Annotated in this window: 11 protein-coding genes; 5 read left to right on the top strand and 6 right to left on the bottom strand. The window is 61.2% G+C overall.

The features are described 5' to 3' along the window. Positions 1-133 precede the first annotated feature (133 nt). Together PXH66_RS21115 and PXH66_RS21110 are read left to right on the top strand one after the other, a co-directional pair. Positions 134-637, top strand: a complete 504-nt coding sequence (locus PXH66_RS21115) for a peroxiredoxin (RefSeq protein WP_330931878.1) — start codon at positions 134-136, stop codon at positions 635-637. A gap of 201 nt (positions 638-838) precedes the next feature. Beyond that, entirely contained in the window at positions 839-1,819 is a 981-nt protein-coding gene (locus PXH66_RS21110) for a DNA/RNA non-specific endonuclease (protein WP_330931879.1), read from the top strand. A gap of 29 nt (positions 1,820-1,848) precedes the next feature. Here the strand turns inward: PXH66_RS21110 and PXH66_RS21105 are convergent, their stop codons facing one another. From PXH66_RS21105 to PXH66_RS21095, 3 genes are all read right to left on the bottom strand, one after another. Next, positions 1,849-2,916: a tetratricopeptide repeat protein gene (locus PXH66_RS21105; RefSeq protein ID WP_330931880.1), complete on the bottom strand. Its 1,068-nt coding sequence runs from the start codon at positions 2,914-2,916 to the stop codon at positions 1,849-1,851. A 54-nt stretch (positions 2,917-2,970) separates the two neighbouring features. Continuing rightward, positions 2,971-3,687 carry an SDR family oxidoreductase gene (locus tag PXH66_RS21100; RefSeq protein ID WP_330931881.1) on the bottom strand — a complete coding sequence of 239 codons (717 nt, stop codon included), beginning with the start codon at positions 3,685-3,687 and terminating at the stop codon, positions 2,971-2,973. 248 nt (positions 3,688-3,935) lie between these two features. Continuing rightward, entirely contained in the window at positions 3,936-4,868 is a 933-nt protein-coding gene (locus tag PXH66_RS21095) for a hypothetical protein (RefSeq protein WP_330931882.1), read from the bottom strand. Positions 4,869-5,191: 323 nt separating this feature from the next. On the opposite strand from PXH66_RS21095, the gene PXH66_RS21090 reads away from it, so the two are divergent. Further along, positions 5,192-6,532, top strand: a complete 1,341-nt coding sequence (locus tag PXH66_RS21090; protein ID WP_330931883.1) for a hypothetical protein — start codon at positions 5,192-5,194, stop codon at positions 6,530-6,532. A gap of 186 nt (positions 6,533-6,718) precedes the next feature. Then, on the top strand, positions 6,719-7,774 hold the full coding sequence (locus PXH66_RS21085; protein ID WP_330931884.1) for an SMP-30/gluconolactonase/LRE family protein: 1,056 nt from the start codon (positions 6,719-6,721) through the stop codon (positions 7,772-7,774). A 142-nt stretch (positions 7,775-7,916) separates the two neighbouring features. Here PXH66_RS21085 and PXH66_RS21080 read toward each other — a convergent pair whose 3' ends face one another. Then, positions 7,917-9,269 carry a hemolysin family protein gene (locus PXH66_RS21080; protein ID WP_330931885.1) on the bottom strand — a complete coding sequence of 451 codons (1,353 nt, stop codon included), beginning with the start codon at positions 9,267-9,269 and terminating at the stop codon, positions 7,917-7,919. A gap of 120 nt (positions 9,270-9,389) precedes the next feature. After that, a complete protein-coding gene (locus tag PXH66_RS21075; RefSeq protein WP_330931886.1) occupies positions 9,390-10,745 on the bottom strand; it encodes a dicarboxylate/amino acid:cation symporter in 1,356 nt (451 codons plus the stop codon). A 51-nt stretch (positions 10,746-10,796) separates the two neighbouring features. Between PXH66_RS21075 and PXH66_RS21070 the strand changes: the two genes are divergently transcribed. Next, positions 10,797-11,345 (top strand): hypothetical protein, encoded by a 549-nt coding sequence (locus tag PXH66_RS21070; RefSeq protein WP_330931887.1) that lies wholly within the window; start codon positions 10,797-10,799, stop codon positions 11,343-11,345. Between the two features lie 16 nt (positions 11,346-11,361). On the opposite strand, the gene PXH66_RS21065 is transcribed toward PXH66_RS21070, so the two are convergent. Next, positions 11,362-12,213: a PIG-L deacetylase family protein gene (locus tag PXH66_RS21065; protein WP_330931888.1), complete on the bottom strand. Its 852-nt coding sequence runs from the start codon at positions 12,211-12,213 to the stop codon at positions 11,362-11,364. Positions 12,214-12,222 lie beyond the last annotated feature (9 nt).

Here is a 12,222-nt window from a genome sequence, read left to right as displayed (position 1 = left end):
CAATTCTTCGGCCAAGCTTCATCGCGTAGCGGTAGCGAAGCCATCTGTGTTCATCTGTGGTTAGAAAAACAGCAGGCTGACGGTGGCTTGCGAAATCAACCACCACCGCGCATCGTGACGGCTTACCCTCGCCATGAAACATCGCAACCTCGCGCTCTTTGCGCTCTTCTTCGCCATGCTCAACTTCGGCTCTGCCGCTCAACTCGAAGTCGGTGCTACCGCACCCACGCTTACCGCCACCACCGACACCGGCGCGTCGATCGATCTCGCCGAGGTCTACGCCGGCCACGCCTACACGCTCGTCTATTTTTACCCGAAAGCCGACACCCCCGGTTGCACCAAACAAGGCTGCTCGCTGCGCGACTCCTACGAGGACCTCACCGCCCAAGGCGTCGCCGTCATCGGCGTGAGCTACGACACGGTGGAGAATCAGTCGGCGTTCAAAGACAAGTATCAGCTCCCCTTCACCCTCATCGCCGACACCGACAAATCCGTCGCCAAGGCCTTCGGCTCGAATGGCATGATGATGGCCAGCCGCTCCGCCTTCCTCGTGCACGAGGGCAAGGTCGTCTACGCCGACCACAAAGGCAGCACCACCGAGCAAGCCAACGACATCCTCGGCTTCCTCGCGAAGTAAGCGACCAAGCCTCAATCCAAAGCCCGGGAGCAGTTGTATTCACACCAAGAACGCAAAGCTCGCAAAGCGATTGGGGTTTACTTCTTGGCGAACTCTGCGGCCTTCGTGTAAAGACCGATTCAGCTACTTCGACGCCCTCAACAGGGCGTCTTTTTTTTGGGCATTGGCCGCCCTTCGCAATCCCACCACGTTCCCATCCGCATGGCCCGTCGCTCGACCAAATCCTCCCGCTCAAAGATCCCGCGTTCATTTCGCCGCACGAAGTTCGTGCTATGGCTCAACGTGATCGTGCTCGCGGTCGGCGGCGTCTGGTTCCTGCTCCAACCTCCCGTCCGTCAGGCCGAGGTGCGACTGCTCGTGGGCAACGCCTTCGCCCGGGACAAGCACGTCGCCCCGCTCGATGTCGCGTGGGATCTTTACCAGCTCTACTACAGCCCCGATTACGTCACCACCCCGCCGGCCCCGGGCGATCGCACGCACCTCTTCGCCGGCGTGCCGCGTGGGCCCGATGCGACTCCCGCCGGGCGCCTGCTCACCAATACCGGCTACCTCGTCGGCTACGCTGATTCACTCGCCTCGCCCCTCTGGGCCGCCTATCGCCTCACCGACCTTTCCCCGCTGCCCGACGCCGGCGAGCGCCCGGACAAGTTCAACGTCGATGAACGCACCATTGCCCGCGTCACGAGTGATGACTTCACCCACACCGGCTACGACCGCGGTCACCTCGCTCCCAACTACGGCATCGCCACGCGTTACGGCGACGCCGCTCAACTGGAGACGTTTTTGATGAGCAACGTCATCCCGCAAAAGCACGGCCTCAACGCCGGCCTCTGGAAGCAGCTCGAAATGAAAATCGCCACCAGCTACCCCGCTCGCTTTGGCGAAGTCTGGGTGCTGGCCGGACCCGTTTTCGGTGCCAAACCCGCCCGCCTGCCCGGCCGAGGTCGCGCCCGACCAGCCATCCCCGAAGCGTGCTACATGATCATCATCGACGAAAGTGACGGCCGGGTGCGCGCCCAGGCGTTTCTCTTTCCGTCCGAACCGGTCGACGGCATCTCCCTCGATTTCTACGTCACCACGATCGACGACATCGAATACCGCACCGGCCTCGACTTCCTCGCCGACCTCCCCGACGACGCCGAAACCACCCTCGAATCCAAACCCGCGAGCCGGGTGTGGTGAACCGCGGTTCGAATCGCCCCAGCGCAGGTCTACGCCCTCATCTCTTGGGCAATGCGCTCCGCCATGCCATGCGACGCGTTGAGTTCGAAGCTCGCATTCAAGGCATCGTGCGCTCGTCGCCGGTCGCCACTGCGAGAGTAGGCCAACGCCAGGTAAGCGAACGCGATCGATCGATCCATCTGGTCGGACGATTCAGCGGTGAGCGGCAGCAACAACCTCATGCCGTCATCGAGCTGACCGGAATCGATCAACAGCCCGCCCAACGTGCCGCGCAAGGTCGGCGCTTCCGGCTGCAAAGCCACCGCTTCACGCGCCCACTCCACGGCGTCGGTCAGGAACTCCATCTTTCGATGCATCGCGACGTAGGACGCCATCTGGTCGAGCAAGGCCGCGCGTTCCGCCCCGCCAATGGGGCCTGCGGCCAGCACACGTTTCAGTTTGGCCAACCCACTCGCTGGGTCGTCCGCGATCAGCTCGCCCAGGCCCACTTCGTAGTCCTGGCGGATTGTTTCATCAGCCTCGTGTAACCACGATCCGGTGACATCAAACGCAGGGTCGTAGCGGGCCACCTCTCGCTGATAATTGATCCCGCCGGCAACCTGGGCCGTCGGCATGTTGCCGGTCACGAAATCCCACGCCTGTTTGCCATCGGACCCCAACACATACTCCTCCGAGGAGACCATACGCGGCAACAGACTGGTAACCCACATTCCGCCTTGAAGCCACATCAGGATAATCAGGGTCGCACGGACTTCGGACATGAAGTGATTTGCCGATTGTTGTGTAAAAATCAGACCCAAAACGCCGAAAAGCACCGCATCGCACGCCGGACCCGCAAGCGCGAAGGTCGTGCCACGCCAACGCAGTCCTGCTTCCGAAGACCACCGGGCCAGGACCAACCCTGAGAACGGCCACCAATGCATGGTCACCTTCGTCAGTCCAAGGTGACCGCGCCACCACACAGGTCCCTGGCCCACGTTCAAATGCGTGGGCTCCAGCCCGACGATTTTGGCCACCGCCCAGTGCGACCACTCATGCAACGACACTGCCAACAGCATCCAAAGCCAGATTGCGAAGAGGATCAGCAACTCACTCATCGGGTTAAACCAAGCGTGCGTGGTCGCAGCGTGAGGTCCAGCGCGATGATGACCTCAGGTCGTTGCTTCCGTCGGGCGGATGACGATCTCTTCCACCAACGCTCGACCGGGCAGCGTCACCGCAAACCACACCGCTTCGGCCACATCCTCGGCTTGCAACATCTTCGCCCGGATCTCGGCGGACGGCGGCACGGGACGGCGGTCCAGCAACGGCGTGTTAATGTCGCCCGGCGAAATCGAAACCGCGCGCACGCCATGCCGGCGTTCCTCGGCATTGATCGATTGCGTGAGCCCGCGCAGGCCAAATTTCGAGGTCACGTAAGGCACGCCGGCCTTTTCGCTGCCGATGATTCCCGCATCGGAATTGATGTTTACAACTGTCCCAAGACTCGCTCGTAGCGCCGGCATGAAGACCTTCGCCAAGTAAAACGGACCATGCAGATTCGTCGCCAACACGGCGTGGTAATCCTCGCTGCTCACGCCTGCCCAACTGCGCGGAGACACGTTGGTGCCCGCGCAATTTACCACGGCATCGACGCCGACTGACGAGAACGTTGCCGCCAGTCCCTGCACTTGGGCCTCATCGCCGATGTCGCAGACATGCGTGACGCAGTTGCCGCCGCCCAGCTCTGCGGTTTCCTGCAACGCCTCCGCGCGGCGGCCAACAAGCACCACATTCCAACTCGCCGCGGCAAATCGAATCGCGACGGCGCGACCCACACCGCTGCCGGCTCCGGTGATGAGAACAGTTTGAGATGAAGGGGTGGTCATGGGGGCTTGAGCCCAACATGCCGGCCATGGCAATCGCGCGCAAGCGCGCTCCTACCGCTGACGCACTGCAATGTAGCGCGCTTGCGCGCGATTCCACCCAGTTCACCGCTCCATCAGGCACGTCATCCGACGTCGCGCAGCGAATCCATTTCACATCAAGAACACCAAGTTCGCAAAGCTCTGGAGACGCGTTTCTTGGCGATCTTCTCGGCCTTCGTGTAAAGTCCGGTTGATTGATGCCAACAGCATCACAGCTCGTCGTCGCTCACGTGATGCAGCACGTCGGCAGTCGGGTCTGCGCGCACGCGGCGCAACCAATCGTCGAGCAGCGGCTCGCGCGCGACCAAGTCCAGGGGCAAGGGGGCGGCGAGCAAGTCGATTGCCCGGAGTTGCCCGTCCTGCGCGCGCACCAGATTTTTGCTGTGTAAATCCGCCACCAGCCACGGCGTGTCTTCGACAAAATAAAGTCGCGGATGGTCGCGGTGGGCACGCAGGAAACGCGAAGGCAAGGGGATCAAATCCCGGGGCTGCACGCCCGACGTATCCGCCCCTTCATCGAGCAACCCACCCAGCGTTTGCTTGGTGATGAGCACGCCTTCGCGTTTGGTCACCCCGATGACCTCCGTGGGCATGCCGCCAAGCCGCATGATGAGGTCGAACTTCTCCAACATGGCTTGATAGGTGCCGTCCGAGGCATCCGCTTGCAGCGCCACTTCGTCACCGCGCTCAAAGCTGAACGTCCCGCCAATGTGGCCGTCGTCGCGCGGCATGAAGAACTTGTAGATCGACTTGTCCTCGGCTTCAAACGCGGTCGCTTCGACGCCGCTGCTGATCGGCCGCAGCCGGGGACTGCACTCCCCCAGCAGATCCTCCACATCCTCGGGAAAACCAAAGTCCTCGAGTTCGACCAAGGGAAACGTCGCTCGAAAGGCGGCCGCGGCCGCATCGAGTTCCCTCCACAAAGGATCGGCCAGGGCCAGCAGGCCTACTTCGTCGGCGTCCCAGAGGACGAGGTCATCGTCCGGATACGTTCCGATGCCGACTGCCGCCGCAGCCGTGCGGAAGCGAGCGAGCGCTTCCAGTCGTCGCCCGTGATCGTGTTGAAGCGCGCGCCAATCTTCGGCGGACGGGAGCCGCCCGCCTTGGATGCAGGTGGATTGTCCGGTGAAGGGGTCTTGCATGTTTCGTCGCGGCTCATGGTCGGTTGATCAGATGGCAGAAACTTTGCCCAACCCGTCCGATTGGCAAACGGAAGTTGCCGGGAGTTTTTCCACCTTGCCGACAGGTTGTTCACAGCCCCGCGGGTCAATCGATGAGCGTCCCACCGGGATAATTCGCCCGCGCCACCAGGCGGGACCATACCAAAATCTTATGCTAAAAACCGAACCTTCACGTCCCTTTTATCGGGTCAATTTCGCACTCCCAACGGATCCCGATGCTACGCTCGGGGGCAGTATTCATTCCCAAAAATATCAACTGAAAAAACTCATCAATCCCGCTTGTCATGTCCAATCAAGATCAGATCGAAAAGATCATAGAAAACTACGGTGGCTTCGCCCTGAATATCGGGGCGCTGGTCGGCTTTAGTGAAATCGTCGTGGCCGAAAAAGTCCTGAAGGTCATCGAAGCCGCCTTCAATCTGTTCGGAACCAGCTCCACTCCCTCCGATGATATTCTCAATAAACTGGAGGAGGAAATTAACTCCGTGGTGAACAACTCCGACATTCGCCGGGAAATGGCCACGGTGAACGCCCAAAACGTCTACCTGAAAAACTGCGGCTACTTCACCAACAACGACGCGCTTGTTAATGCGTTCTCCTCCAGCGCATTCCAAGAATCAGTGGTGACGACCATGGAGACGGCCACCTCGGACCTCAATCAAGCCGTTCAGTTCTTCATGGTGAATATCGGGGGCGACACCACCTATCCCACGTTCATGCAATACAGCATGTCCTATTTCATCAACACGATGAGCGTCTACATGGCCACGGCCTCATTGTATGTGAAATATCTGCAACACAACGACGACGACAAGACCCTGAACCTCTTCGCTAATGAATTGGCGGACAATGTGAACAAGGCCGCCAACAGCGTCATGAACGCCATCAGCCAGGCGCAGACTCAAATCGACAAATACTACAGCTCGGTCTCCAATTGCCACCACGACAACAACTTCTTCGACTCCCTTTACAACTTCACCGCAACCTCCGAGCCGCTGCCCGATAAATACAAAGGCGATGTCGATGGTGGTCAGCTCAACATCGACGGGATTTGGCCCAGCCTGTGGGGCACTCAAGTCACGTTCCTCGTCGACTGGAACGCGTTCCTGGCCCAGCGCTTCAACATTTCGCTCCCGTCGCTGCTGAGCGCGTCGTTCTCGATCCAATCCTGGCTCAACTACGTCCAGCAGCAGTTCCCCAAAAACATTCACGCCGACGAAATCACCCAAACCAAACAGGCCGCCGACCGCTGGTTCAAAACCAGCAATGCCCAGCCGTTGTTGCAGCGCGGAGGGATTGTCTGCGCGACAGATTTCACCGCGATCCTGATGTTCACCTTCGACGGCACCCTTACGGCCATTTCCAGCCAAGGCAACCCGCTGTGGTCGTCGGGCAATCTGTTCTACCAAAACAAAAACACGGACAGCGATACCACCCCCAACACCTACTACGATATCATGACCGAGCTCACCATGGTGCTCACCGACGACGGGCAACTCCAGGTGCAAAAAGCGCCCAAAAGCGGCGGCGGTCCGTATGTCATGTGGCAATGCCCGACCAGTTTCGACCACGGCAACGTCACGTTGACCATCGATGGAAGCGGGCAGTTTACCGTGCTGAATTAAGCGCCGCTCCGCCGTCCGCGGTCAGGCGCAAAGGAACCGACGTTCCTTTGTCCTGACCGCTTCGGGGCCTGACCGAAACGCCCGCTCGTGCAACCGGAGGACACGTGCGGCGCATCGTTAACGATTATTTCGACTTCACTCGCGCAATCGCCCCCACGCCTTTCCACTGCCCCAGCACCCCACGCCATGATTTCGATTCCTTTCCGCCGTCTGCTGGCAGGTTCCAGCGTTGCATTCACCTTAGCCGCCCCATTCGCCCTCGGCCACATCGATTCCGAAAAACCGGGAGCCTACCCGGAGTTCGGCACGGTGGAGCGGGTCGATGCCGGCCTCGACAGTCGTCTCGCCCCGGCCGCGAAAATGGAGTTGCTCGCCACCGGCTTTGAATGGGCGGAAGGCCCCGTCTGGGACCCCAAGGGCCAACAGTTGCTCTTCACCGATGTGCCGGAGAACATCGCCTACCGCTGGACCGCCGCCCAAGGCGTGGCGATCCATCTGCATCCCTCGGGCTACACGGGCTTGATGAGCGAAGCGCCTTACGAGGAAGGGGCCAACGGGCTGATGTTCGATGCCGGGGGCCACCTCGTGCTGTGCCAACACGGCGACCGTCGCGTCGCCCGCCTCAATGCCGACGGCCACACGTTTTCCACCCTCGCCGGTCGGTTCGAGGGCAAGCGCTTCAACAGCCCCAACGACCTCGTGCGCGATCGTCACGGCAACATCTACTTCACCGATCCGCCCTACGGTTTGACCGATCAAAAAGTCGGCAAAGAACTCGCCATTCAAGGCGTGTATCGCATCGCCCCCAGCGGCCAAGTGGCGCTCATCGAAGGCACGATCAGCCGCCCCAACGGCATTGGGCTATCGCCAGACGAGCGCACACTCTACATCGGCAGCTCGGATGGAGCCGAGCCCTACGTGCTGGCCATCCCGCTCGATGCCAACGGCCATCGGGCCGGTGAAAAGCGTGTCTTCTTCGACGGCACTCCGTTGATCAAACAAGGTCGCCGCGGGGGCTTCGACGGCCTCAAGGTCGACGTCGACGGCTACGTTTGGGCCACCGGTCCCGGCGGTCTGGTGATTCTCAATCCTAAGGGCAAACTACTCGGCTCCCTGTTAACCGGTCGGGGCACGGCCAATGTCGCCTTCGGCGGCCCCGACGGGAACGACGTTTTCCTCACCGCCGACGACTCGCTGGTGCGGATCAAGACCAGGACCACCTGGGTCGGCGCAGGCTGGTAGGCGCGCCAGTTTGGCGGTTACGCTGGTTCTTTATTCTTTCTCTTTCTCGTTATCCCTCGTTCGCGCGGCATCGAGCCATCATTCACGCCCATTCTGTAATGACGCAGAAAGAGAAAGAGCGGGAACCTTTCCTCGTGCGCCATCACCCCGCCACTTGCTCTTCGCCGTCGTCTTCCTCCTCGTCGGTCTCCGCTTTCGGGACCTGGGCGACCAACAATTTGTCGAGACGATGGCGGTCCATGTCGACGACCTCGAAGCGCCAACCGTCGTGCTCGAAGGATTCTCCCGTTCCCGGAATGCGACCGAAGTGGGTCATCACAAAACCACCGACGGTTTGAAACTCGGTTTCGTCTTCATGGGGCAGCGTGGCGAGCCCCGTGAGTTCCTTGAACTCGTCGATGTCGTAGGTCGCATCGATAAGCCAGGAGCCATCGGTGCGTTGCTTGGCCTCGGGTTCGTCATGACGACCCGATTCCGGAATGTCACCGACGATGGCCTCGAGCACATCGTAAAGCGTGACCACCCCGGCCACCGAGCCGAACTCGTCATTGACCAGAGCGATGTGTTTGCCGGTCAACTTGAACTGCTCGAGCACCTGGCTGCTCACCATGGTCTCGGGCACCACCAAGGGCGGCGTGACCAAGTGGCGTAATTGCGTCGGCACGCCAAACGCATTGTTCGCCCAAATCGCCTTCACCGAAACCATGCCGATGACTTGCTCGCGGTTGCCATGCACGACCGGAAAATGGGAATGGCCGCTGGCGACGACCTTGCGCCAGTTGGTCTCGTCGGGCTCGGCAATATCGAGAAACACGAGCTTGGGCCGCGGGGTCATGAGGTAGGCGATCGGCATCTCATCGAGCTCGAGCACTCCGGCCACCATGTCGCGTTCGGACTCGTTGAAGACGCCCTCGGTCATGCCCTGCTCGACGAGCGTATTGACCTCTTCCTCGGTGACGGGTGCTTCCTGGGGAGCGTTGTGCAACCCAAAGGGACGCAGCACCAACTCGGTGAGCCAGGTGAGCAAATGCACCGCCGGCGCGACGATGCGGGAGAGGTTGCGCACGGGACGCACCAAAAACATGGCAAACAGCTCAGGTTTGAGCAGGGCGATACGTTTGGGCACCAGCTCCCCGAGCACCACCGACGCCAAGGTGATCCCCACCACCACGATACCCAGCGACAACGGTCGGGAATACGGTTCCAACCAAGAGATGTTCGCGAGTAACTCTCCGATATGGTCCGCGAATGACCCGCCGCCAAACGCGCCCGCGATCACGGCCACCAAGGTAATGCCGACTTGCACGGTGGAGAGGAAGCGCGCGGGCTCAGAGGCCTCAGCCAGCGCGAGGGCCGCGCGTTTGTCGCCTCCTTCCGCCAGCTCTCGCAAGCGGGATTTGCGGGCCGCGATCAATGCCGCCTCGGCCATTGCAAGAATGCCATTGGTCAGCAGCAGAAGCAGCAGGACCAACAGCTCGTTGGAAATTGAGTTCATTGACTAAACGCCGGACCTACGCGCATTCCGCGGCTGGGCGCAAACTCGTTTTCGCAGCTCTCGCGCACAGCGCAATCGTTCTCGTGCGCTTATTCCGCCTCCTTCCGCTTCGCGGCGGGATCACTTGGCGTGCTTCAGCACGGGTTCCTCCGAATCGAAAATGCTCTGGTCGAACTCACCTTCGGATTGAGCCACGATGGTCGAAACGACGGCGTCACCGGTCACATTGACCGCGGTGCGAGCCATATCGAGCAGGCGGTCCACGCCGTAAATCACGCCGATGGCCGCGACGGGCAATCCGACTTGATCGAAGACCATGGCCAGCATGATCAGCCCCACTCCGGGCACGCCGGCGGTGCCGATCGACGAGAGCGTCGCCGTAAGGATGACCATCAGGTAGCCCTGCACCCCGATATCAATGCCCAGTGCCTCCGAGATGAACACGGTGGCGACGCCCTGCATGATGGCGGTGCCGTCCATGTTGAGGGTCGCGCCGAGTGGAATCGTAAACGAGGCAATCGACGGTTTGACCCCGAGATTATGTTCCGCGTTCTCCAAATTGAGCGGCAACGTCGCGTTACTGCTGGCGGTGGAAAACGCGAAGAGCTGCACGCTGCGCATCTGTTTAAAGAAGCGCTTCACGCTCAATCCGGTGAACACCTTGAGGATCAAGCCATAGGTGAAAAACGCGTGCACCGCGAGCGCGAGCAGCACGAGGAAGAAGTATTGGGCCAATCCAAGAATCGCCGAGAAGCCTTCGATCGCGAAGGTCTTGGCCACCAGCGCGAACACCCCGAACGGCGCCGCCAGCATCAATAGCATGACCAACTTCATCACCACGTCATTGAGATCGTTGGCGATGGCCAGCACCCGTTGGCCCGGCTCGCCGCACAGACACATCGCCACGCCAAACATGATGGCAAAAACGATCACCTGCAGCATGTTGCCCTCGACCATGGCCTGAAACGGATTGCTCGGGAAAATGTTGAGAATCACCTCGGCCAGCGGCGGGCTTTCACTCGCCGCAAAGTCGGCCTCGTAGTTGAGTTCAAACCCTGCGCCCGGCTGGATCAGCACCGAGAGACCGATGGCAATCGCAATGGCAATGGCGGTCGTGCCGAGGTAAAACGCGAGAGTCTTCAGTCCGATGCGCCCGAGCTTGCGCACATCGTCCAGCGCCGCCGTGCCGCACATGAGTGACAACAGCACCAACGGCACCACCAGCACCCGCAGCAAACGCACAAAAATATCTCCGCCGAGCGGAAACAAAGTGCCCGCCAAAAACCCGGGCTCCGCCACCGTGGTTCCGGTCAGGTTCAGCGCCGTGCCGATCGCCGCCCCCAGTGCCATGCCGATCAAAATGTTGCGAGTGAGGTAACGGGATTCAAAAAGCGACGCCATGGCGGCCCGACCATCGCGCAAATCTGCCGGATTCGTCAACGGTTGCGGTGGAACGTCGAGAAATTGACGGGACAAGGCGGAACCACTTGTGCGTAAATCGCGTCTTAGCCCAACCGCTTCATGATCGTGCCTTTATCCCCGCTGCATCGACTTGGTCTGGCGGCGACCTTGCTTTTCATGGTCGCGGGCTGCGGGGCGCCCTCCGGTCCGGCCACGCCCGGCCCCCAACCGGTGATCAGCGCCGAGGCCCACTACTTCGACAACCAGATTCATGTGATCGCGGAGTTGGGACCGTTTCGCTTTGTCGATGCCCTGCCTCCCGATCGTCTCGGCGGCATTCCCGTCGTCATCGATGACCAGCCACTCGTGGATCGCGCTCCCCGCCGCTACGCCGATGGTCGCTTCGGCGGAGACGGGGCCCGCCCCCGGCAATCCCTCACGGTCACGGTGCGCAACGCCGGCACCCAAACCATAAAACTGCGCGTTGCCGAGGTGCGTTCGGCGTTGGGCAATTTCATCCCGGTGCCCGAAGTGTTCACCCTCGAGCCTGGTCAATTGCAGGCCCTCGAACCCATGCGGGCCTCTTATCCCGTCGCCATTGACCAGCTCGAACTGGTCGTGCGATTGCGCACCGCCGATGCGGAGGCGCTGCAGACGCTCGTGCTCCGACTCTGATCTCGACGGCGGCCGGTCAGCGTAATCGGGCGATGCGCGCCGCCACGTCGGCTCGCAATCGATCGATGTAAGCCAACGTGTAATCGGCGAGATCAACCGTGTCGGAATGCACCACCGGCGTGAGATCCATCGCCCAGTTGATCCCACTCACTTCATCGCTGGCATGTGAATCGTGAAATGTCGCGTTGGCAGCCCGGCGCCCTTCCGTGGCGAGATCGTAGCGCTTGCCACCAAAAATCTGGGAATCGAACACCTCCAGCAATTGCGCCCGCAGTTCGGGTCGCGCGCTGGTATCGAGCGCCACTTTGTCGGAATCGAGCATCCAGTCGAGGCCGCGCCACACTTCCACCCCCAGCACCCGGGTCGGCCGTTCCGACACCGGCAGTTGCCGCAGCGCCGTGAGGCTGCGCAGCAACACGGCGACGTGCGTGTCATGCTTGTCGGCGGGGTTGTGCAACAGCACCTCGCGAGGTGAGCAACCAGCCAGCACGGCGGCCAGGTCAGCCACCACCGCCGGGGCCGCCGCGTCTTTCACGGCCGCGCTCGGATGCGCGAGTTGGATTTGAATCGCATAACGACCGCGCCGCGCCGCCTCGCGTTGTTCCTCGGCGCGGATGACCTTCATCTCGTCATCAGTCTTGTCGGCATACGGTCCGCGTCGCGACGACCCCGCTCCGTCGGTGACGACGACGCCGCCAAACGCCAGGTTGGCCGAATCATCGAGGCACGCACAAATGGCGGAATGCGCCATGATCTCCACGTCATCCTGGTGCGCCCCGATGCACAGGTGGGTCACCCGCTGCAACGCCGCGTTGGCCGCGCCTCCTCCCGGCACCCACACATCTGCGCCATCCCGCGAAAAAATCATGGCAGTGAG

Source organism: Synoicihabitans lomoniglobus (assembly GCF_029023725.1).
Classification (GTDB): Bacteria; Verrucomicrobiota; Verrucomicrobiia; order Opitutales; family Opitutaceae; genus Actomonas; species Actomonas lomonigloba.
The sequence above is the reverse complement of the archived record's forward strand: the minus strand, read 5'-3'. Positions and strand labels throughout refer to the sequence as shown.